Source organism: Flavihumibacter profundi (assembly GCF_020076305.1).
Lineage (GTDB): Bacteria > Bacteroidota > Bacteroidia > Chitinophagales > Chitinophagaceae > Flavihumibacter > Flavihumibacter profundi.
Window position 1 is genome coordinate 515100 of the sequence record NZ_JAIQXE010000002.1, and the last position, 22707, is coordinate 537806.

The 22707-nt window shown below is 45.3% G+C and carries 24 protein-coding genes; 16 read left to right on the plus strand and 8 right to left on the minus strand.

The window, feature by feature from the left end; genetic code table 11:
• The first annotated feature begins 113 nt into the window (after positions 1 to 113).
• Genes LAQ65_RS11965 through LAQ65_RS11975 form a run of 3 tightly spaced genes read left to right on the plus strand, consistent with a single transcriptional unit; the run spans position 114 to position 3471 of the window.
• Positions 114 to 1538: an MATE family efflux transporter gene (locus LAQ65_RS11965; protein ID WP_224117202.1), complete on the plus strand. Its 1425-nt coding sequence runs from the start codon at positions 114 to 116 to the stop codon at positions 1536 to 1538.
• A gap of 28 nt (positions 1539 to 1566) precedes the next feature.
• On the plus strand, positions 1567 to 2601 hold the full coding sequence (locus LAQ65_RS11970; protein WP_224117203.1) for an AI-2E family transporter: 1035 nt from the start codon (positions 1567 to 1569) through the stop codon (positions 2599 to 2601).
• Between the two features lie 6 nt (positions 2602 to 2607).
• Complete coding sequence (locus LAQ65_RS11975; protein WP_224117204.1) at positions 2608 to 3471, plus strand: murein L,D-transpeptidase catalytic domain family protein; 864 nt, start codon at positions 2608 to 2610, stop codon at positions 3469 to 3471.
• A 78-nt stretch (positions 3472 to 3549) separates the two neighbouring features.
• Here the strand turns inward: LAQ65_RS11975 and LAQ65_RS11980 are convergent, their stop codons facing one another.
• The gene (locus LAQ65_RS11980; protein ID WP_224117205.1) at positions 3550 to 4185 is read right to left on the minus strand and encodes a hypothetical protein; all 636 of its coding nucleotides are present in this window, start codon (positions 4183 to 4185) and stop codon (positions 3550 to 3552) included.
• Entirely contained in the window at positions 4185 to 5666 is a 1482-nt protein-coding gene (gene rpoN, locus LAQ65_RS11985; protein WP_224117206.1) for an RNA polymerase factor sigma-54, read from the minus strand. Before rpoN ends, LAQ65_RS11980 begins: the two co-directional genes overlap by 1 nt.
• Before the next feature lie 84 nt (positions 5667 to 5750).
• Here rpoN and LAQ65_RS11990 point away from each other — a divergent pair, with 84 nt between their 5' ends.
• A complete protein-coding gene (locus LAQ65_RS11990) occupies positions 5751 to 6119 on the plus strand; it encodes a hypothetical protein (protein ID WP_224117207.1) in 369 nt (122 codons plus the stop codon).
• 182 nt (positions 6120 to 6301) lie between these two features.
• On the opposite strand, the gene LAQ65_RS11995 is transcribed toward LAQ65_RS11990, so the two are convergent.
• The 3 genes from LAQ65_RS11995 to LAQ65_RS12005 are packed head-to-tail and all read right to left on the minus strand — an operon-like array spanning position 6302 to position 9130.
• The gene (locus tag LAQ65_RS11995; protein WP_224117208.1) at positions 6302 to 7567 is read right to left on the minus strand and encodes a glycoside hydrolase family 10 protein; all 1266 of its coding nucleotides are present in this window, start codon (positions 7565 to 7567) and stop codon (positions 6302 to 6304) included.
• A 27-nt stretch (positions 7568 to 7594) separates the two neighbouring features.
• A complete protein-coding gene (locus LAQ65_RS12000; RefSeq protein ID WP_224117209.1) occupies positions 7595 to 8050 on the minus strand; it encodes a MarR family winged helix-turn-helix transcriptional regulator in 456 nt (151 codons plus the stop codon).
• A 57-nt stretch (positions 8051 to 8107) separates the two neighbouring features.
• Positions 8108 to 9130, minus strand: coding sequence for a radical SAM/SPASM domain-containing protein (locus LAQ65_RS12005; protein WP_224117210.1), 1023 nt, complete (start codon positions 9128 to 9130; stop codon positions 8108 to 8110).
• A gap of 44 nt (positions 9131 to 9174) precedes the next feature.
• Here LAQ65_RS12005 and LAQ65_RS12010 point away from each other — a divergent pair, with 44 nt between their 5' ends.
• Together LAQ65_RS12010 and LAQ65_RS12015 are read left to right on the plus strand one after the other, a co-directional pair.
• Complete coding sequence (locus LAQ65_RS12010) at positions 9175 to 9942, plus strand: glycoside hydrolase family 25 protein (protein WP_224117211.1); 768 nt, start codon at positions 9175 to 9177, stop codon at positions 9940 to 9942.
• Positions 9943 to 9965: 23 nt separating this feature from the next.
• Positions 9966 to 10202 (plus strand): hypothetical protein, encoded by a 237-nt coding sequence (locus LAQ65_RS12015; protein WP_224117212.1) that lies wholly within the window; start codon positions 9966 to 9968, stop codon positions 10200 to 10202.
• Between the two features lie 6 nt (positions 10203 to 10208).
• Here the strand turns inward: LAQ65_RS12015 and LAQ65_RS12020 are convergent, their stop codons facing one another.
• Positions 10209 to 11771: a hypothetical protein gene (locus LAQ65_RS12020; protein ID WP_224117213.1), complete on the minus strand. Its 1563-nt coding sequence runs from the start codon at positions 11769 to 11771 to the stop codon at positions 10209 to 10211.
• A 540-nt stretch (positions 11772 to 12311) separates the two neighbouring features.
• Here LAQ65_RS12020 and LAQ65_RS12025 point away from each other — a divergent pair.
• Both LAQ65_RS12025 and LAQ65_RS12030 read left to right on the plus strand, forming a co-directional pair.
• On the plus strand, positions 12312 to 13535 hold the full coding sequence (locus LAQ65_RS12025; RefSeq protein ID WP_224117214.1) for a rhodanese-like domain-containing protein: 1224 nt from the start codon (positions 12312 to 12314) through the stop codon (positions 13533 to 13535).
• Between the two features lie 35 nt (positions 13536 to 13570).
• Entirely contained in the window at positions 13571 to 13729 is a 159-nt protein-coding gene (locus LAQ65_RS12030) for a hypothetical protein (protein WP_224117215.1), read from the plus strand.
• A 4-nt stretch (positions 13730 to 13733) separates the two neighbouring features.
• Here LAQ65_RS12030 and LAQ65_RS12035 read toward each other — a convergent pair whose 3' ends face one another.
• Positions 13734 to 14549, minus strand: coding sequence for a hypothetical protein (locus LAQ65_RS12035; protein ID WP_224117216.1), 816 nt, complete (start codon positions 14547 to 14549; stop codon positions 13734 to 13736).
• Positions 14550 to 14573: 24 nt separating this feature from the next.
• Entirely contained in the window at positions 14574 to 15422 is an 849-nt protein-coding gene (locus LAQ65_RS12040; RefSeq protein ID WP_224117217.1) for an NAD(P)-dependent oxidoreductase, read from the minus strand.
• A gap of 186 nt (positions 15423 to 15608) precedes the next feature.
• Here LAQ65_RS12040 and LAQ65_RS12045 point away from each other — a divergent pair, with 186 nt between their 5' ends.
• The 8 genes from LAQ65_RS12045 (at position 15609) to LAQ65_RS12080 (ending at position 22695) form a co-directional block, all read left to right on the plus strand.
• Positions 15609 to 16187, plus strand: a complete 579-nt coding sequence (locus LAQ65_RS12045) for a hypothetical protein (RefSeq protein ID WP_224117218.1) — start codon at positions 15609 to 15611, stop codon at positions 16185 to 16187.
• Between the two features lie 176 nt (positions 16188 to 16363).
• Complete coding sequence (locus LAQ65_RS12050) at positions 16364 to 16960, plus strand: ester cyclase (RefSeq protein WP_224117219.1); 597 nt, start codon at positions 16364 to 16366, stop codon at positions 16958 to 16960.
• 30 nt (positions 16961 to 16990) lie between these two features.
• Positions 16991 to 17569, plus strand: a complete 579-nt coding sequence (locus LAQ65_RS12055) for a YceI family protein (RefSeq protein WP_224117220.1) — start codon at positions 16991 to 16993, stop codon at positions 17567 to 17569.
• 15 nt (positions 17570 to 17584) lie between these two features.
• A complete protein-coding gene (locus LAQ65_RS12060; RefSeq protein ID WP_224117221.1) occupies positions 17585 to 18139 on the plus strand; it encodes a YceI family protein in 555 nt (184 codons plus the stop codon).
• Between the two features lie 16 nt (positions 18140 to 18155).
• Positions 18156 to 18824, plus strand: a complete 669-nt coding sequence (locus LAQ65_RS12065; protein WP_224117222.1) for an NADPH-dependent FMN reductase — start codon at positions 18156 to 18158, stop codon at positions 18822 to 18824.
• A gap of 211 nt (positions 18825 to 19035) precedes the next feature.
• On the plus strand, positions 19036 to 19677 hold the full coding sequence (locus LAQ65_RS12070) for a (4Fe-4S)-binding protein (protein WP_224117223.1): 642 nt from the start codon (positions 19036 to 19038) through the stop codon (positions 19675 to 19677).
• Positions 19678 to 19830: 153 nt separating this feature from the next.
• Positions 19831 to 22176 carry an ATP-dependent helicase gene (locus LAQ65_RS12075; protein ID WP_224117224.1) on the plus strand — a complete coding sequence of 782 codons (2346 nt, stop codon included), beginning with the start codon at positions 19831 to 19833 and terminating at the stop codon, positions 22174 to 22176.
• Positions 22177 to 22242: 66 nt separating this feature from the next.
• Positions 22243 to 22695, plus strand: a complete 453-nt coding sequence (locus LAQ65_RS12080; protein WP_224117225.1) for a nuclear transport factor 2 family protein — start codon at positions 22243 to 22245, stop codon at positions 22693 to 22695.
• The last annotated feature ends 12 nt before the right edge of the window (positions 22696 to 22707 follow it).

Here is a 22707-nt window from a genome sequence, read left to right on the forward strand (position 1 = left end):
ATGATTTTCTAATTACCCTGGTACCCCTCCAGGCCAGGTTCTGACAAGAACATTTTATTGAAAAAAAGCAGCCACTCAGGCGGCTTATTATTTTATTTCATTCGTTTATTACAATGTCAAATAATACCGGATCTACCCTGAATTTGGGTAGGCTCTACCAATTTATTAAATCAGCCATGCGCGGTGACGCGCAGGATTATACCGTGGGCAGTATTCGTCGCGCAGTATTCCTGCTGGCTATCCCCATGATCCTTGAAATGGGCATGGAAAGCGTATTTGCAATTGTTGACCTTTATTTTGTAGGCAGGCTCCCCGATAGCCGGCATAATATCCAGACAGTCGGACTAACAGAATCTGTACTGTCCATTATTTACTCACTGGCAATCGGCATCAGCATGGCTGCAACTGCCATGGTTGCAAGAAGGGTTGGTGAAAAGGATAGCAGGGCAGCGGCCCATGCAGCCATGCAATCGCTTTGGCTGGCAGGGGCCATTACATTTATTGTAAGCATGGCCGGATTATTCCTTGCCCCTGATATTTTACAATGGATGGGCGCAGAACCAGCCACTGTTGCCATGGGTACTCCTTATACCCGGCTGATGATGGGCGGCAGCCTTGTTATTATGTTGCTGTTTCTTATCAACGGTATTTTCCGCGGGGCTGGTGATGCATCTATGGCCATGAAGAGCCTGTGGATTGCAAACGCTGCCAATATCCTATTGTGCCCCTTGCTTATACTGGGCTGGGGCCCGGTTCCTGCCTTTGGATTATTCGGCGCTGCCCTGGCCACCACCATCGGCAGGGGTATTGGTGTTTGCTACCAGTTATACCACCTGTTTGGTGGCAAATCGCTGGTTAAACTGGATATCGCTGATTGGAAACCCGACTGGCCCATTATCAAATCACTGGTTAATATTGCTACCCCGGGAACCTTCCAGTTCATTATCGGCTCCTGCAGCTGGATTTTCCTGGCCAGGCTGGTAGCGGAAACAGGGCATGCCGAAGCATCCGCAGGATACCAGACTGCCATCAGGATCCTGATTTTTTTCCTCCTGCCCGCCTGGGGAATGGCCAATGCTGCCGCAACACTGGTCGGCCAGAACCTGGGTGCCGGACAGCCTGAAAGAGCCGCACAGTCAGTCATGGCTACTGCCCGTTACAATACTGTTTTTATGGCTTGCGTCATGCTGTTTTTTATGCTTAGTGCCAATTGGGTAGTTGCACTTTTCACCGCTGAGGCTGAAGTAAAACGGGTTGCTATCCTGGCACTCCGCATTATGAGCGCAGGATATATTTTTTATGGCATCGGCATGGTAATGGCCAACGCGTTTAATGGCGCCGGCGACACTAAAACACCTACCTGGATCAACCTCTTCGGTTTCTGGCTTTTCCAGATTCCACTGGCTTATATACTGGCAAAATGGTGGTCCCTGGGGCCGCTCGGTGTATTTATTGCGATTCCGGTTGCTGAAACTGCTATTACCATATCCGCATGGCTTTTGTTTCGCAGGGGAAAATGGAAAACCGTCAAAATTTAGCGATCTTAATTTCTTGGTATCTTTCCGTATGAGCTATTTTGATGAGAATAAAGTAAGGCAGGTTTTTTTTATTGCAATTATTACGTTCCTGGGTATTCTACTCTTCAGGGAACTGCAATCCTTCCTGCCTGCTGCACTTGGGGCATTTACTTTTTATGTGCTGATGAATAAATGGATGGGCAAACTGGTGGCCAGGAAATGGCCGCCAGCTCTTGCCGCCTCCCTGCTTATGCTCTTTTCCTTCCTGGTTATTGTTTTGCCAATAGGAATGGTCATTAAAATGCTGATCTCCCGTCTGAGCATATCCGAAGTACAGTTTAATGAAGCTATAAAAGCGATCCAGGTTTTTATACAGCATATTGAACAGAGAACGGGCTTGGAACTGTTAAGCCAGAATTATATTGACAAACTCAGCGGGACAGTCGCCGGCCAATTGCCCCAGGTATTAGGCGCTACCTTCAACACAATTACCACCATCGCTGTCATGTATTTTATCCTGTATTTCATGTTAACTCAGGGTAAGGAAATGGAGCATACTTTTTCACGGCTCCTTCCTATGGGCAGGAACCACCGGCACCTGCTAAAAAAGGAAATGAATACACTGGTCATGTCCAATGCCATTGGGATTCCCCTGATAGCCCTTGCCCAGGGTGTGATGGCATTGATCGGTTATCTGATATTGGGTGTTAATGAACCCGTACTCTGGTTTGCGGTAACCTGCATTACAGCCATGATTCCTATCGTCGGCGCAGCCCTGGCTTATATACCGCTGGCCATTATTTTTTTCGCCGGCGGGGATAACTTTCGTGGTATTGCTATGCTGGTACTGGGCTTCGGGATTATTGGCACTATTGATAATGTTTTGCGATTCTGGTTACAGAAGAAAATTGGTGATGTCCATCCATTGGTAACCGTTTTTGGAGTGGTGGTCGGCTTAAACCTGTTCGGGTTTATTGGCCTGGTATTTGGCCCTTTGCTTATTTCCTTATTTATGTTGCTTTTCCGTATTTACCGTATCGAATTTACCACTACTGAAAAAACAGAAACGACCCCTCCGGCATAATTTTTTTTGGGTAGCTTCGTTATAGATTTCCAACACGCTCAAAGCCTGAATACGCAATCAATCATAAAATACATCCTGGCAGGTTTATGCCTGTTTAGCCTGGCTTTGGTGCCAAATGAACTGGCTGCCCGTAATTCAAAATCATACGGCAATAAATCTGCTGGCCGGTCAGGGAAATCAGGGTACAAAAAAACAAGGCACGGCGCAGCAGGCAAATATTCCCCCGGAACGGCTTCGTTTGCTGAAAATGCCAGTTGGTCTGCACAGGTTCTTAAAGAAGCTGAAATTGCTTACAACCAGCTCGACCTGGCCGCTAAGGGACTTACAAAAAAAGCCTTCCTCTATGGCTGGAAGGGATACCGGCTTTTACAGAAAAAAGGTTACCTGCAAAGGTCTGATGTATTATCCATCTGTGATTTCAGCCAATCATCACGTCGTAAAAGATTGTATATCATTAATGTAGAGGATATGTCCCTGCTGGTGAATACCTATGTGGCCCATGGCCGCAATTCGGGCGGTGAATTTGCACAGAAATTTTCAAATAAACCCCAGTCACGGCAAAGCAGCCTTGGCTTTTATGTTACCCGTGAAACCTATATTGGTGAGCACGGACTTTCCCTTAGAATCGATGGCATAGAAAAAGGGTTTAATGACAGGGCCAACGCAAGGAATATTGTCATCCATGGGTCTGAATATTTAGGGAATGATTTCCTTGAAAATAATCCTTTTAATGGCCGCAGCTATGGCTGCCCGGCTGTTCCGGATAACGAATCACAAGAAATTATTGAGACCATAAAAAATGGCTCCTGTCTCTTTATCTATCATCCAACCAGTAAGTACCTGTCGAAATCGCGGATTATAAATGCTTAGCTTGGATATGCTCACCAGCTGGTTTGGACAACTAAAGCTAAAGCTCAATCTGCGATTGGGCTTTTCTTTATTTTGGGGCTAGCCAATTACCCAAACCGCTATTATAAAGGAAATGATTCCGCTTATATAACCCCATACCAATTCAGCAATAGTATGGTCACTGGCCAAAAAACGCGCGGTTCCTACAAGCCCGGCAACAAATAAGGCAACCGCCAAAGGCAATCCCATTGGAATCATACTGTTCCAGGAAAGGTAAATGAAGAAACCGGCCAGGATCCCCATGGCAATGGTGTGCAGGCTGATTTTACTGAAATTGTTTGCCGTCAGGGCAATGATGCTGGAAATGAAAACCGCACAAAGCATCTCAACGAATTCTGGTGGATTATCCGGCAGGGTCTTATTGACGTAAAAGATCCAGAAATAATAAATCATGGAGGCTACAATAGGTATAATCCGGTCTTTTTGTGTTTTGAGTTGGATGCTTTCTGCAAAACCCAGTAGTTTCAGCAGCATCACCGTAAAGGCGGGGAAAAATGCGGTGAGTAAACCCACGGAAATTAATTTGGTGGTCCTATTCCAGTCTGAATATCCCGCAAAGGCAAAAGGATGCAGGTAAAGCAGGAACGCCGTAATATACCCTGGAATAAACAGGGGATGAAACACAATGGAAATAAATTGTCCTAATACCCGAAGGGGCCCCTTTGTTGCCGTCATTATAACTCTTTTCTTAGTCGGGCCACCGGAATATTGAGTTGTTCACGATATTTGGCCACTGTTCTACGTGCAATGTTATAACCTTTTTCCTGCAATAACTCGGTCAATCGTTCATCACTTAGTGGTTTTCTCTTGCTTTCCCCTTCCACCATATCACTCAGGATTTTTTTCACTTCCCGTGTGGATACCTCCTCGCCGCTTTCCGTACTCAGGCTTTCACTGAAAAAGAATTTGAGCCGGTAAGTACCAAATTCAGTTTGTACAAATTTGCTGTTGGCTACCCTGCTCACCGTACTGATATCCAAACCGGTCCTTTCGGCAATATCTTTCAGGATCATCGGGCGAAGCATGGTTTCATCACCGGTCAGGAAAAACTCTTCCTGGTAGTCCATGATGGTTTGCATGGTCATCATCAGGGTCTGCTGCCGCTGCTTAATGGCATCAATAAACCATTTTGCAGCATCAATTTTCTGCTTGATAAAAAGCACTGCTTCTTTTTGCCGCTTGTCTTTTTTAGACCCCCGGTCATATTCTTTCAACATATCCCGGTATCCCTCGCTGATTCGCAGGTCGGGCGCATTCTTACTGTTCAGGGTGAGCTCCAGTTTCCCCGCATTATTGAACATGAAAAAATCCGGGATAACATAGGTCTCGGCTTTGTTCATTTCGCTGAGGTTTCCACCCGGCTTTGGGTTTAGCCGGACGATCTGTTTGATGATGTCCCGAAGCTGGTCGTCATCTATGTTTAATCCGCGCTGGATTTTTTCATAATGTTTTTTGGTAAACTCATCGAAATAGTTGGCAAGGATTTCTATGGCCAGCCGCACGGATTTTCCTTCATTTTTCCGGCGGTCCAGCTGAAGCAGGAGGCATTCCTGCAGGTTACGTGCCGCCACGCCTGCCGGGTCAAAATGCTGGATCAGCTGGATCAGTTCTTCGATTTCGGCTTCTGTAGCCTCAATATTCTGGCGAAAGGCGAGGTCGTCCTGTATGGATGCCGTTTCCCTGCGCAGGTAACCATCATCATCTATGCTGCCTACAATTTGCTCTGCAATGCGCCTGCGGCGGTCATCGAGGGTAAGCATGCCCAATTGGTCGGCAAGCGAATCATGAAGGCTGGATTCCACTTTAAAGGGCATCACCTGCTTATCGTCCAGCTCCGGGTAATTGTCATCCCTCAACCTGTAATCTGCTATTTCATCATCACCTTCCTGTACGTAATCACTGATATTGATATTTTCATACTCATCCTCAGTGCCCTCGGTTTCATACTCTTCTTCACCGCTTTCAAATTCTTCACGGGTTTCATCAAACTCATCTGAAGCTTCATCGCTCTGTTCCAATGCCGGGTTCTCTTCCAGTTCCTCCTTAATGCGCTCTTCAAGGTTGGCAGTAGGCACCTGCAGCAATTTCATAAGCTGAATTTGCTGAGGGGAAAGCTTTTGCAATAACTTCTGCTGTAAACTTTGACTCAGTGCCATACGTTAGGGTTTATGGCGCTCTGGTTTTTCATAAGAGCCGCCCTGTCCACAAAAATCAGGCCGTAAATTACTTAATTAATGCACATGGGGGTAAAAGGAAACCTTAAAATTATTCTCCTGGTCCTGGCTTCACTCGCCGGATTCGGCTCAAATGCCCAACAGGCAAGTGTTTTGCTGCCTGCGAAATATTCCCTGGCAGATTCTGTAAAATTGCCACAAACTGGTAAAAAAACAGTATTTCAGCCTGCCCGCACTGGCCCGGAAGCCTTATTGCCAACTGCCTCCACTGCCTCCTTAACCTACCCACTGCGGCCCCTGTTTCCCGATTATTTTACCCGCAACTGGGGCGTTTTCTGCGAAGGGGAATGGCGCCTGGAGAAAAAAACCGGCATCCCTTTCCGCTTCAGGCTTGGTTCGCTTGAATATGTCGACCGGCTGGAGGGGAAGCGGTGAATGGTGAATGGTGAATGGTGCGCGGGGACAAATGGTAAAAATGTACTTTAATTCATAGGTCAAAAAAAGTGGGTCATTTACGACCCACTTTTTTTGCATTTTGTGTCTTATACGACCCCAAAAAATTCATATGATTATTCACCGGTCCTCCCATTCACCATTCACCATTCACCATTCACCATTCACCGCTCCCTCCCCGGCATCCAGTCCATTACCGGAATGCCTGCCTTCTGCTGGTAATATTGTAAACGCAGGCTATCGGACCAGCCATTGGGATTATTTACAAAACTTTTACTGCTGAAGTAGATCTCCCCCTGCACATTTGGCGTGCTCCGGATGGCACGGATCATACGGGGCAACTGATTCGGGTCGCGCCAGGCTGCATTCGTGCCTGCTTTATATAAACCAAGGCCTATATAGCAGTGTTTGCCATAACAGTTTTTGCTCCACCAGTCCAGCAGGGTTTCAAAATCCGCAGCCTTATGCCCGAATTCCCAATACAACTGCGGTGCCACATAATCAATCCATCCTTTCTTTAACCATAATACGATGTCCGCATACAGGTCATCATAATTTGTTTGTCCGGCTTTTGTATGGCTTCCAAGGGAATCCTTGTCGCTGTTTCTCCAGACACCAAATGGTGAAATACCGAATTTAACCCAGGGCTTTTCTTCTTTAATGGCTTTTGATAATTGCACGATGATGCTGTCCACATTGCTTCTGCGCCAGTCATCCCTGCTCAGCCCATTTCCATATTGCGTATAGGTCCGGTCATCAGGGAATTCCTTTCCGGGTATACGGTATGGATAAAAATAATCATCGAAATGCACACCATCTACATCATACCGTTGCACCATATCCCGCACCACATTCACTACAAACTGCTGGGCTGCTTTATTTCCCGGGTCAAAATATTTTTTGTCGCCATAATCCAGGAACCAATCAGGAAACTCACGGGTAACATGGGTCTTTGAAGGAATTGATTTATTCAGGTTAAACACCGCGCGGTAAGGGTTCAGCCAGGCATGGAATTCTAATCCGCGTTTATGGGCTTCTGCAATCATAAACTGGAGGGGATCATAATAAGGAACCGGTGGTTTGCCCTGCTGCCCTGTAAGCCACTCGCTCCAGGGTTCGTATGGGGAAGGGTAGAACGCATCGGCTGCAGGCCGCACCTGTACGATTACAGCATTCAGCCCATTGGCGGCATGCATGTCCAGCAGCTTAATATATTCTGCTCTTTGTATTTCTGGCTGGGTTGACCCCTTATCGGGCCAGTCAATATTATCTACTGTTGCAATCCAGGCTGCCCGGAATTCCCTGGGGGCATTGCTGGCCGGTATACTGCTTTCTTCAGCAGGTCCCTTAACCGGGGCGGCTGGTTGTGCCAGGGCGAATGAGCAGCTTCCTGCAAAAATGATTATATAGGAGAGGAGTCGTTTTTTCATATGGGTAATTACTTAATAAAAAAATGGTCAGTCCTGTGAATTCCTCAATTTATCAAGCAGGTTGTTCAGTTGGGCAGCTTCTTTGGTATCGAGATTCATCAGTATCTTTTCCCAATCGCTTTCATGGGCATCCATTTCGGCCAGCAACTCATTGCCTTTTTGGGTAATGGTAACATCAACCAGCCGCCGGTCTGCCTCGCAAACTACTTTCTTAACCAGGTTTTTCTTGACCAGGCGGTCAACAATCCGCGAAGTGTCGCTCATTTTATCCAGCATTCGCTGGCGGATTTGCAGCGTACTTAGCGGTTCGCCGGCTCCCCTCAGGATGCGCAGGATATTGAATTGCTGGTTGGTTAAATCATATTGGTCAAGGTGATTTTTAGTCTGTTCCATGAGCCAGTTGTACGTAAATATCAGGTTGATCATAGCCTTCTGGTGCTCATTCCTGAATTTTCGCTGATTGATATCTTTATTGATGCTCATGGTTGCAAAGTTCTGCTTTAAAAGTTAAAAAAATGATGATGTCATAGTAATGATATGTTAACCCCACACTTTTGTGCCTTCCGAACAGTTTGCGCAGATGTCAATATTAGCGCGACTTTCAAGCAATTTTGCCCTGAAGTTGCGGTAGTCGGCATGTTGCCAGATCTCACGGAATGGCTTCCCCTTCAGGTCGCCAAGCTTATGCTGCGCATCTTTATCAAAACAGCAGGGAACAACAAGTCCGTCCCAGGTTATTACTGTAGCATGCCAGGCCCTCCAGCAATGGTTTTGCAGCGGGTTTTTGATCGTCACACCCCCTTCCTTATTTTTCCTGTACCTGCTGTATTTTTCAATAGTAGGAATCAATTGGTTGGGGTCATTTTCATAATCATACACCTGGGCTGTTTTTAACCAGACATCGTTAACGCCAATTTCTTTGGCCAATTGCTTAACCTCGCCGATCTGGTGCTCATTCGGTTTTACTACCAGGAACTGGAATACGACCAGGGGTGTGCTGCTCTTCAGTTCCTTTTTCCATTTTACAATATTTCGGGCGCCCTCCAGTACTTTATTGAGCTGGCCCCCAACCCGGTATTGCTGGTATACCTCCTGGCTGGTGCCATCAATGGAAATGATCAGGCGGTCAAGACCACTTTCCACCGTCTTACGCGCATTCGTGTCTGTAAGGTAATGCGCATTGGTGGAGGTGGCAGTGTATATACCCTTACCAGCTGCATATTTAACCATGTCCAGGAAATCAGGGTTGAGGTAGGGCTCCCCCTGGAAATAAAATACCAGGTAAAAAAGGTCTTTGTATAACTGGTCAATTGTTTCGCGGAAAAAATCATTTTGCAGCATGCCTGTAGGCCGTGAAAAGGCCCTTAATCCACTTGGGCATTCGGGACAACGGAGATTACAGGATGTAGTTGGTTCAAATGATATAGATATCGGAACGCCCCACTGTACCGGTTTTTTGGTGTATTTGCTTACGTAATAACTACTCAGCACTTTCCCCGCATTCCAGGCACGACGTATACTTAACTTGCGTAAAAGGTTCAGGGAATCACTGAGATGAAGCATATACAAATATAAGTATAGTAACTAACTGTTATTTTTGCCCCCTGATGGCGAAGAAAAAATCGAAACCCCTTTCCGGACGCAAAATTGCCTGGGCATTATTGGCAGTTACAGTAATTGGCTTTTTATCGTGGTGGTGGTACAAAAGCACCTTGCCGGATTTTATTCGCTATGACGCATTTGGCATCGATATTCCAACTGAATTCTCTATTCACGGCATTGATGTATCCAAATACCAGGAACGTATAAACTGGGGCGCAGTTAAAGAAATGGAAGTGCGCGACGTGCAGATTCGCTTCGCTTTTATCAAGGCAACCGAAGGCCTGGGCAATATGGACGCCTGTTTTAAACGGAATTGGGAAAAAGCCGGCGAAGCTGGCTTGCCAAGGGGCGCCTACCATTTTTTCATAGCACCGAAAAGCGGGGCAGAGCAGGCAGAAAATTTTATCCGCCGCGTTGAGCTGGCAAAAGGCGACCTCCCGCCGGTACTTGACGTTGAACAGACCTATGGCGTAAGCTCAGATAAATTGCGAACGGAAGTGCATGCCTTCCTCGACCGGCTCGAAACGCATTATGGCGTTAAGCCTATTATTTATACCAATGTAGAATTCTATAACAGGTACCTCAAAGATGAGTTTGACCAGTACCCGCTCTGGGTAGCCCATTACCTGAAAAAAGACCGTCCTCGTATCGCACGCACCTGGGCTTTCTGGCAATACAGCGAATCCGGGAATGTTAATGGCATCAGGGGGCAGGTGGATTTTAATGTTTTTAACGGGGACTCAACAGAGTTTCAGGACCTCTTGATTGATTAGTAACTTTAAAGAAATGGGCTTACATGAGTGAAATGGAACCTGATGCACGCGACCTGCTGAGAAGAACCTTAATGACTGTATCGGTAGGGTCCCTGTGGTTGCTGGTTAATTCTACCCTGGGCCTTATGTTCGGCTGGTTCTTCTTTGATCATGCACCCACTTTGGGTAACTACCTTTTTTATGCCTGGTTCCTGGCTAGCCTGGCCGGACTTATCTGGTATTTTACCAGGTTATGGAAGAAAAAATTCAACGTGGATTAAGGCCTATCAGTGCCTGGATTTTTGCTTAACCCGCTGCAAATATTTATCGTGTATCACCTTGCTCATCGGCTTTTCGTATACCTTACTTTCTACCCATGAAATGATGTCGAGGTAGGCAAATGCCCGGGTTTCAAAACGGCTCTTTTCCAGGTGTTTGATCTTATGCAGGAATTGTTCCAGTTCAGGTTTCATCTTCCGTGGCGTCAGGCCAAAGGAATGCCTGAGAAAGCGGAACATCTCTTCTTCTACCACGGTCAGGTTCTTCATTTTAGCCATGAACCGGTACACCGACTTAATAAGCGACTCAATGATTACATCATTGCCTAGTTCATAATGGGCCAGTAAATGCATCAGCCTGGCGTAACTCTGGAGGTCTATCCGCAGGTCGGCTGATGTATCATTGATGATTTTCTGCAGGTAATCAATACAGGTATTGTAATCGCCGCTGCCAAAATACAAGGTGGCGAATTTGTAATTAAACACTACGATGCGGTGCGGGTCTACATAAAGCGCATATTCTTCCAGGTTAGCTGCTATCTTGTCAACCAGGCTTAGTCCCTCTTTAAATGTGCCGGTCATAAGATGCCAGTTCAGCCTGGCGCTATTAATGTAAATATCTGTATGGATGCGGAAATTATCATGCTGTTGGGCAATAGGTGTTGCGCCAAAATCTTCAAATTCCTTTAGCACGATCTCAAACTGCCTGAAATTGCGCAGGTCAAAATGTGCATTCAATAAATTGTGCAGGCCTTTAATGTAGTGACCGATTTCTACCTTCTTCATCACTTCATTTTCATCGAATAAGTCCTTCCATTTTTGCGCATAACGGTAATACATCAGGAAGTCCTGTCGGATAAATGCATACCAGGTAAAACTTTGGTAGAGGTACAGCCGCTCATAAAAATCAGTCAGTTGAAACGCATCAGCAGGAAGCTGTTCTTTAAAGAATTTCCTGATGCCTGCTTCATCTTTTTCATTGCGGGCATGCCCATGCATTACATACCAGCCGTATAACCTAAGCGCAAGATTAGATAACCTGGTTACACGGTCAATATGGCCACTGATTTCCAGGGCTTCCTGGGTAAGTTTTTCAGTTTTCTCCTGGATGGTCCGGGTAATATGCAGCGTTTCAATCTTTTTTTCCAGTGATATCACCTGCGCCAGGTAATTGAATTTACCGTTTGCCTTTGCCAGTTCCCTCGCCCGCTCAAGGATCTTCAGTGCCTGGTGCTTCAAACCCTTATGGTATAAGATCCTGGCATTATCGAGCTGCTCGGATAATTGCAGTTCCAGGGTATCTGTGCTTTTCAGGTCACGTAAACTGGCCAGCAACTGCTTGTAAAGGTGGGTTTTGATATTATTCAGCTGCGGTTTCTGGATAGAAGGCAGTTTCTTAAGCAAAAGCCTTTCGTCATAGTCGGGTAATTTGTCCAGCGTATCGAATAATTCCACGATTTTAAGGTCCTCTTTTGCCGAACTGCGCTTGATATATAGTTTAAAATGCCGCTTTTCTGCCTTGTGAAGAGATTGAATTAATTGAAATAAAGCGTCGGTAGATCGGTTGGACATCATTAACTATTTTTCCAGAAAGTCTTGTGGGATAATGGTTTAAGTGTAAAATTAACTCTTTTGAAGTAATAAAAACCCTTCAAATATGATTTGAAGGTTGATTCAACCAGGGGTACTTTTACATCAGAGTTCAGGGAAATAAAAAAATACGGCAAGCAATCGTTAGAGTGGCAAAGAATCGTAGAGGTCAAAAATCCCGGAATTCACAACACAGAATTCTAAGAGTTTTTTTATATGGCAAGCAATCGTTAGAGGTCGACTGTTTCTACAGTGGACCTTCCTTTTTTATAGGCGGTTGTGAAGATAATAGTTTGCCCCTGAAATTTCCAAATTATTTCATGTTTTTTTAACATTCGCCGGTTTTGGCATTGTTCCGATATTAGCAGGACAAGTCAATGCATGAAATATCTCCCCATTTTTTTATTATTCCTTTCTTTCCCTGGTTCTGCTTCAGCCCAGGAACGATTTGCCGGTCATATAGTTTATTCAAGGTGATTCCGGCACAATTATTTACCTTTTATAGGTACAAACCGGATGATCATGCGAATATATGCTATCGCTTTCCTGCTATTCATGGCTGTTGCAGTTAATGCGCAGTATAAAAACGATAATGTTTCCTATAAAACAGTTTACCTCGAAGACCTCTGCACTACCCTGAAACAACAGCCCGGATACCTGCTGCTTGATGTGAGGAGCAAGGGCGAATATGCTGATACCAGCCAGCATACCGGCGCGAATATTGGCTATCTTGAAAATGCCATAAACATCGATGTCAGGGAGCTGGATAAAAGGCTGGGGGAATTGTCTTCCTATAAAAACAAACCGGTTTTCGTGTATTGCTCCCACAGCCAGCGGAGCCGGCGCGCAGCTGCAATGCTGGCCGAAAACGGCTTTACCAGGGTGTTTAATATTAATGAGGGACTCACAGGCATTGTCTGGAAAAAGGATGCGGGTATCGGTTGTGCGGCAGAGTTATATGGTACAAAAAATGGCTTTAGTTTAATTGGCCCATCAGCCATAGTTACGCTTCTCCGGAAACCCGGCAAAGCCATTGTTTATGATTTGCGCGGTGATTCTGCATTTAAGGGGATCGCTTCAGATGAAATCAGGAATTCTTTCGGCAGTATCAAGGGGGCAATTCCTATTAACTCGGAAGCCGATATGGACCAGAAACTTGTTAATATACCCAGGCATAAAACCATTATACTGGTAGATGATTTCGGGGAGACCAGTATGAAAGTGGCCGGGTTAATGGTTAAGGAAGGATATACCGATGTGCGGGTACTATTGGAAGGAATGGAAAAATGGATGGATACGGCTCCGGGTGATTGCCCGGGAAAAACTGATTTCTGGATCCGCAATTCGCCTTACGAGGTAATCACGGCCCCGGAACTTGAAGCATGGCAGACCGTTAATGCAGGGTATTTACTGGTGGATGTCCGCGACGCCGCAGCATTTAACAACAAGGCAAAAGAGGCTTACCACAACAAAGGGCATATAAAAAATGCTGTTAATATTCCGGCTGCTGATTTGGAAAAAACATCGGCAGGCTGGTCATTTCCCAAAGACCGCCCCATCCTGTTGTATGACTTTTCAAACCAGCCGGAAACGTATAAAGCCGCCAGGATGCTTGCTGGTAAAGGGTTCACCAAAGTGGCCGTATTGTCGGGGGGCTTATTTAACCTCCGCTGGCAGGCGGCAAACATCAAGGGCCGGGAAAATCTCTTTAACTGGGTGGTAGATATTCCCGCCGCTGGTTTTTAAAAATGCTTTATTATTGTCTTTTAAAACAATATCATATGTCACTGCTAAATAATAACAAGAATAGTAAAGACAAGAAAAAGTCAAACCAGCCTGCAGGTAAACCTGGCTTCCCTGGTGCAAATAAGGGTAAAACCAATACCAAAGCGGCAACCCGCCAGACGAAACTTACAGGCGGCTCACAACGCGGATCCTGATTTTTTACCTGTTACTTCGCCTTGCAGCAGGCCTTTCCCTGGCTTGGTAGGCAGCATATATCCCCCAAAGACTGGCTATTATGATGGCAATACAGGCGGTGAGTGCCGTTTGGCTTACCTGGTTGCTTGTTGCCTGCTGTTTTGAATAAATCCCGAATAAAGCCCAGGCAATTACACCACTATAGGCGACTTCTTTCCATTTGTATAAAAATGCCATAGCCAGTGCAGTAGCAATTATAATAAGCACACAACTCCAGGCCCAGGGCGCCAGGCCGAATCCACCCCATTCATGATGCACTAAAAGGGCGGTAATATTTGCGATGGTGGCAACTGAAATCCAGCCCAGGTAAACAGAGAACGGCAGCCGGATACACAAATATTCCAAAAAACCCAGGCTGTTTTTATAGGGCAGCAATCTTTGGTAGCCCATAACCAGGGTAACCAAAAAGCCCAGCATTACAATAACGGTCCATTCTATTTGCAGGTGGTGCCATAAAAATATCCATCCGATATTGAGCAGGCAACTGGTAAAAAATATCGCCTGCACAGATTCAATCGCCTGGAAAGGTATTGGCCTCAGGTTCTTTCCAAAAGCTACTTTAAGGCAGTAAACACAAAAGCATAACAGCAGGATGTAGATGAGTGACCAAATGCTGAATGTAAAACCTGCAGGCACAAAAAGGTTGGGGTACAGGTCCGATATTTTCCCTGTATCCATACCATTTATGGGTAATACAATTGCCAGTGTGTTCACAATAACAACTGCAATAAAGGCAAGGAAATTAAGGACCGTCCAGGTTTTTAATGATTTAGCCGTCATGCTGCTGCTTTGGTAACAAGATACTTATAAATTATCCGAAGCAATGACTGACCAGTCTTTATGGGCATTCCCCTTCTGCAGGAACCTGTCCATTTCCCCGGCTATTACAGGAACCAGGTGCAGGGTTTTATTGCCCTTTGCGGCTGCTTCCATCATCAGCCTGGCGTCTTTGCGCGCCATCTGTAATTCCCAGGATGGATTGTCGTAATCAGCATGCATTAACCGTTTCAGTCTTGCAGGTGCCGCAGCCCCCGGGTTGAATGTCTCAAACAGCGTACTTATGTCATTGCCGCTGATATCCATTGCTTTGGCCAGTGCCAGCATATCGGAAAGTCCGCCGGTTAGGGTGAGCAGGAAAAGGTTGCCTAAGAGCTTAATGCCGGCTGCTTTACCCGTTTTATCCCCGAAATTCAACAGTTTGCCCGTCATGGCCGAAAGCCAGGGGCTAACCTTCTGCGCAATATCCTGGTTGCCCGAGATCAGCATAAAGCCAGTGCTTTCCAGGGCATTTACCGGTGCCATGAATACCGGCGCGTGTACATAGGTCAATCCCCTTTCCGCCCATATTTTGGTACGCTGGATAGCCCCTTCTACAGAAGTAGTGGTATGGTCCATGATAATTGCACCGGCACTGAATCCGGCTGCCGCCTGTTCCAGCACGCTGTCCACTGCAGCATCATCTGAAAGGGTCAGGTGGACCCTCATTGCACCTTTAACGGCATCAGCAGGGTTGCTGAATGATTTTGCCCCGGCGGCTTCAAGGGCTTTGGCTTTCTCCGCTGTCCTGTTCCATACCTGCACTTTTTCTCCCTTGGCCAGCAATGCTTTGGTAAAGTTTGCGCCTAACAGGCCTGTTCCTAAGAATGCGATCATATGCTGATTTTTTCCAAAGGTAGCAGCTTTGTTGCTGCTTATGGATACCTGTTGAAGGACTAAACAGGTATAATAATTGCTATATATATCTTATATTGTTATTAAGAGATGAGCGGGAGATGAGCGAGAGATGAGCGGGAGATGAGCGGGACCTGAGCGGGATATAAAATTAAAAAACTGAATAAAATGGCCAAAAACAACAATAATATCCTGCTTCGGGGTATATCCGGCTCTATTGGACCACACCAATATGTTCGTCAACGGGGTGGCGTTGAATACATTGTAAACAAACCCATCCGCTCCAAAGACCGGAAACCCAAGCCGGGAGAACAAAAGGGCTGGGAACGGTTTAAAAACGCCGAAAACTATGCCAAAACGGTAATAGCCGACCCCGATTTAAAAAAATTCTATAAACGCTTTATTAAAGGTGCCCAAACCGAATACAACATGGCCATCTCCGATGCCATGGAAGATCCATCGATTACCGGTTATGACATTTCAGGATATACCGGCATGGCCGGGGACCTGCTTAAGGTTAAGGCTACCGATAATTTCCGTGTTGCCAAAGTCTGGTGCAGGATAGAAACAAACGCTGGTGACCTGGTGGAAGAAGGTGCCGCGCAGGCATCTGCAACTTCTGATGAATGGGTATATACGGTGACCTGGCACCATAAAATCATACCGGGCACTGTGATCATTTTTACTGCCCTGGATATGCCTGGAAATGCTGCTGTAATAAAAATTAACCTGTCAGATAAAAAATGATTGATGGCTATCATACATGGCTATGTTGAAAATCATTGAATAAGCTACCTGCTATTAATACCTTTATTTTAGCTGTACCTGCCTAAAAAATTATTCCCTTTTCTGAAAACACTCCTGTAATTTTTTAATAGGAGTTGTTTTGTTTTTATTTCTCTGTAATGCCTAAAAATAAATTTATGAAAAAGATCAGGTTCAATTTGCTTACTGCACTTTTCATGGGATCTGTACTTATTGGTTTTATTGGTTGCACCAGTAAGGAGACCGGAAACTCAAAGGAAATGCAGGCTAAGGTAGATTCAATGCAAAACCTCCTGAAAGAAATGGCTAATGGAAGTCCGGCGCTTGAAAAAAACCTGACGACATTTGATACGCTTGACTTTGTAATATTCAGCGGACAGCAATGGGTACGTTTCCATGAAAGTCATGCTGATGACATCATTGTGAACTGGCCCGACGGGCATCACACAAATGGCCTGCCCAGGCACGTGGAAGACCTGAAAACAATGTTTGTTTATGCACCTGACACACGCATAAAAGTGCATCCTATCCGCTTTGGTAATAATACCGGCGAATGGACCTGCGTTACCGGCGTAATGGAAGGCACATTTACAAAACCAATGCCTGTCGGTAATGGTAAATTCATCCAGCCAACCGGTAAATCATTTAAGTTGCCTATGTGTACCATTGGCCATTGGAAAAACGGCCTTATGATTGAAGAATCATTATTCTGGGATAACCAGACTTACATGACACAAATGGGTTTGGGGAAATAATTCCTGCACCCGCCAAATAATCAAACAATCATGAAGAAGCTATTTTTTATTTCAGCAATTCTGGTTGCGGGCAATTTTTTATTTGGCCAAACGACATCGTGGAAGAATGATCCATGGCATTCCAAATTGACCTTTACAGTTACACATAAAGGGTTCTCCACAATTTTTGGATTATTTCAAAAATTCGATGTATCAATTACATCATCAAAACAAGATTTCAGCGATGCCGTTTTTAACCTTTCAGTTGATGTAGCATCCATTAACACTGAAGTTAAAATGCGTGACGATGATTTGAGGAGTCCGAACTTTTTTGATGTTTCCAAATACCCTGTTATGACGTTTAAGTCAACTGCCATCCGTAACACAACCGGTATGAAGGACAGGTTCAGGATTACCGGAGACCTTACGATGCATGGCATAACAAAAACTGTTACGATGGATTTGTGGTTCAGGGGAACACTGGAAGATGCTATGTCGAAAAAAACAAAGGCTGGGTTCCAGTTAACCGGTATGATCAGCAGGACCGACTTTAATGTTGGCCCGCCTGATCCTTTTGATATAAGTACAGATGTAATAATAAATGCAGACGGCGAATTTTTTAAACAATAACTTAAAAAGAATACAATGGAAACAACAAGTATAAACACAAAAACAAAATGGAACATTGATGAAGCCCACAGCGAAATTGGGTTTAAGGTAAAACACCTTATGTTTGCGAATGTGAGGGGCTCATTCAAGGAATTCGAGGCTAGTATCTACACCACTGGCGAGGATTTTTTGACTGCTGAAATTGATTGCTGGGTAAACCCTGCATCAGTTGACACTGGTGATGAAAAAAGAGATGGGCATTTAAAGAGTGCAGACTTTTTTGATGTGGAAAATTTCAAGGAAATAAATTTCACAGGCAACACCTATAAGGAAATTGATAAACAGGGCAATTATGAATTGTATGGCGACCTTACTATTAAGGGCATCAGGAAACAGGTGAAATTGGCTGTTGAATTTGGTGGTGTCGTGAAGGATCCCTGGGGCAATAGCAAAGCAATTTTCACCATTAATGGAAAAATTAACCGGAAAGACTGGGGACTGAACTGGAATGCTGCCCTCGAAGCTGGTGGTGTCCTGGTAAGCGAAGAAGTTTGGATCAATTGTGAAGTACAATTGGCTAAGCAGGTATAAATAAAAATTAAAATAAATGCCCATAAACCAGCAACAAAAAAACATAAACCCGGGGCCGATAAGTTTCCTTGTTTTTTCGGCTTCACTAAGAAAAGACTCGCTCAATACCCGACTGGCAAAAATTGCTGCAGCTGTCATCGAAAAAAATGGTGGCAAAGTAGACTTTGCAAACATGAGTGAATTCGATTGCCCCTCCTTCAACCAGGATCTTGAAATCAATGATTTCCACCCGGCAGGAGCAGTTGAATTCCGTAAGCGGCTGTTAGCGAATGACGCTTTTATTATAGCCTCCCCTGAATTTAACGGCGCCATGCCCGGGTTCCTGAAAAATACGATTGACTGGGTGTCAAGGTATCGTCCTCAACCTTTCAACGAGCAGCATGCTTTGCTGATGTCGGCTTCCCCTTCAATGGCAGGTGGCAACCGGGCGCTATGGACTTTGCGTATGCCGCTGGAACACTTGGGTACAAATGTTTTCCCGAATATGTTCTCCCTGGCCATAGCCCATAAAGCATTTACACCTGAGGGCAATATTGCTGATGCAACTCTGGCTAAACGCTTTGAAGATAACATTGTGGCATTCATGAACCTTGTTGAAGCTGCAAAGCATTACCCTTGTATTAAAAAGGCCTGGGTGGAATTTTTAGGAGAGGTGCCCGATCCTGTTACAGAACGTGTGGAGTAAGTAAAAAAATCATGTCAAACGGATTGTCCTGTAAGATGCAATTATTCACAGCAGGCATGGGTTTCAGGGATCAGGGCTTAGTCATATGGAAATTGTTTCCATCCCGCAGGAAACTGACCTCGCCATCGAAAGGAAAATTTCTATTATAACCAATTCAATGGATGGGCAACCTTATGGATGGAACTGCCAATGAATGAATAAAATCAAAACGATGCAATACAAGTTGGAACAACCGGTCCACCTGTCAACAGGAACTGAAAAATACCAGGTTACAGTTGAATGGCGGAACGGGAAATTCATTGCCGATGAACCTGAAGTTGCTGGCGGAAAAGATACTGGTCCCGATCCTTATACCTTATTGCTTTCATCTCTTGCTTCCTGCATCCTGGTGACCCTGCGTATGTATATTGATCGGAAGGAATGGACAATCCCACAGATTGCTGTAGATACAAATTTGTACGCTGAAAAAATCGGGGAAAAGACAGTCACCATTATCGATTGTGATATACGTTTCCCGGGTACTGTTGAAGAAGAACAAAAGACCCGGTTACTCGAAATTGCAAAGAAGTGCCCCATCTCAAAAATTTTAGAGAACGATATCAAGGTCCGGACATTCCTGTTCAGGGAAGGCGAATCAGCAAAAAAGGTTAATTACGCCAATGATGAAATCACTGTTGTGTGGAAGCCCGAACTATGCCAGCATTCTACAAGGTGCTGGACGCAACTACCTGAAGTATTTGATTACAAAAAAAGACACTGGATAAACCCCGACGGGGCTTCTTCGGAAAAAATCATTGAACAGGTAAATAAATGCCCAAGTGGTGCTTTGTCATTTTTTTACAATAAAGAATAATGAACTTAGGGATAACCAGCCAAACCTGCCTGCCACAGTTTCCAATACCAATATCATAATATCTGCACCACCCTTCCCCCAAATCGTTGTAAATTGCATCCTTGACCCGGGGCCCGCCAAACCGGACCCAAACTCCCCGGTCAACTGAATTTGATGACGCAAGATTACCTGAAAGGACTCAATGAACAGCAACGGGAAGCTGTGCTGCATGTGAAAGGGCCGTTAATGATTGTGGCGGGTGCAGGAAGTGGAAAAACAAAGGTACTTACTACCAGGATTGCCCACCTGATGGCCTGCCATAAGGTTGACGCCTTCCAGATTTTGGCCCTCACTTTTACCAATAAGGCCGCTAAGGAAATGAAGGAAAGGATTGAGAAGATTCTGGGCAATTCCGATGCCCGTAACCTCTATGTGGGTACTTTCCACTCCGTTTTTGCAAGGATCCTGCGTAGCGAAGCCCACCGCCTGGGTTACCCCAACTCTTTCACGATCTATGATACCGACGATGCCAAAAGCGTGGTTAAAACAGTTATCAACGAATTGAACCTCGACGATAAACTCTACAAACCCAATATCGTCTATAACCGGATCTCCAGTGCTAAAAACGCATTGGTCGGCCCGGCGGAATATGCGCAGGACTATTACATCCAGCAGGAAGACAGCCGCTCTAATCGTCCGGCTATCGCACAGATTTATGATGCCTATGCCAAGCGTTGTTTCAAGAACGGGGCAATGGACTTTGACGACCTGCTGATCAAAATGTATGACCTGCTGAAATATTTCCCCGAATCACTGCATAAGTACCAGCATAAATTCAAATACATACTCATTGATGAGTACCAGGATACCAACCCGGCCCAGTATGAGATCATCAAACTGCTTGGTGCCGCACATGAAAATGTTTGCGTTGTGGGTGATGATGCCCAAAGTATTTATTCCTTCCGCGGGGCTACTATCCAGAATATCCTGCAGTTCCAGAAAGATTATGATGATGTGAAAGTGATAAAACTGGAACAGAATTACCGCAGCACCCGGCATATATTGAATGTTGCCAACGAAGTCATTTCGAATAATAAAAACCAGATCCCCAAGGAACTGTGGACGGAAAATGCCGAGGGTGATAAGATAATGCTGGTTCGTACCATGAGTGACAACGAAGAGGGGAAGTTTGTAGCTGATACCATACAGGAGCAAAAACTACGGAACCATTTCAGTAACCGCGACTTTGCGATCCTTTACCGCACAAATGCACAAAGCCGGGCATTTGAAGAAAGCCTGCGGCGCATGGGCATTGCATATACCATGTACGGTGGCGTTAGTTTCTATGCCCGCAAAGAGATCAAGGATATGGTGGCCTACCTGCGGGTTATTGTGAACACCCGCGATGAAGAGGCACTCAAACGTATCATCAATTATCCCGTTCGTGGTATAGGAAAGACCACCATCGACAAACTGATGCTGATCGCCAATACCAACAATATCACTATGTGGGAAGTGCTGGAAAACGCGGCACAGGCAGGTTTTAAGGCAGGCACCCTGGAAGCCATCGAGAACTTTGTTACGATGATCAAAAGCAGCCAGAGCATGCTGCAAACGAAGAACGCTTATGAAGTGGCCTTCCATATTGGTAAACAGGCCAGTATCGTCAGGGAACTTTTTAACGATAAAACGACCGAAGGACTGCAGCGCTATGAGAACGTGCAGGAATTGTTGAACTCCATCAAGGAATTCACCGAAACGCCAAGTAACGACGATGGCGAAGTGGGCGATAAAGGGCTTGGTGCATATCTGCAGCAAATCACGCTGCTTACCGATGCTGATGAAAAAGATCCCCATGCAGATACAGTGAAATTGATGACCATACATGCAGCTAAAGGCCTGGAATTCCCGGTAGTGTTTGCTGCCGGACTGGAAGAAATGCTTTTTCCCAATGCAATGAGCATCAATACCCGCGAAGAGCTGGAAGAAGAGCGAAGGCTTTTTTATGTAGTAATTACCCGGGCAAAAACAAAACTCTGGATTACCTATGCCAATACACGGTATAAATTCGGGCAACTGCAGCAGAATGAACCGAGCCGTTTTATAGAAGAAATACCCCAGCAATATTTAGACCGGAGTTTTGCCGGCGGTGGTATCCGGAACCAGGGTGCCGGTTATACCCAGGGCAGCGCCTTCGACCGCATGCGTGGTGCGGGTTCAGGGGAACAGGCGGAAAGGATGTACGGTCCGCCTCCTTCCAAAAGGAAAGATACTGTGCCTTCGTATGTCCCGCCAAAATCCGCCCCAAAAGTGGTGGAGCATAAACCTGCAGCAGATTTTGTACCCAGTGATACCAGTAACCTGCAGGCCGGGCAGAAAGTGGAACACCAGAAATTCGGTTATGGGACCGTTAGTAAAATGGAGGGGAGTTCACATAATCCTGTTGCTACGGTTCTTTTTGATTTAAACGGGGAAAAGAAAATCATGTTAAATTATGCCAAACTTAGAATTGTAGGGTGATTTCGAAAATGAAATATTAATTTTACAAATACTTTAACCGCGGTTAAATCAAAAATTGAAATTTCAATGGGGCAGAGAATCTTGTTGTTGCTGTTTGTAGTTTCAGGCTTTTTAGTAGCGCCTGGCGCACAGGCTCAGTACAAAGCGGATTCGGCGAAAATTGTTACCCTGCTTGAAGAAGATTACAAAACCCTGGCTAATTACGATACAATTAAGCATCGGCTGAATTGCACCTACGATTACCAGCTTGTTGAAGAAGGCGAAGTGTGGAATATCGATAAAGAGATCGATTATATTTCAAAAATTGCCCTTTCAAAAGCCAGCCGTACCAATGAATTCTTCATCCGCTCCGTAAAGATAAGCGGCTCAACAGCCTACGCGGTTTATGACCTGAGATCCACTATTACCGAAGAAGGCAATGCAAAAAAATACCGATGGCTGGAATCAGCAATTTTCAGGAAGGTAGGCAACCGCTGGAGGATTGCACTCATCCACTCTACCCGCGTCGAACGGTTGTAAATCCTGATACTA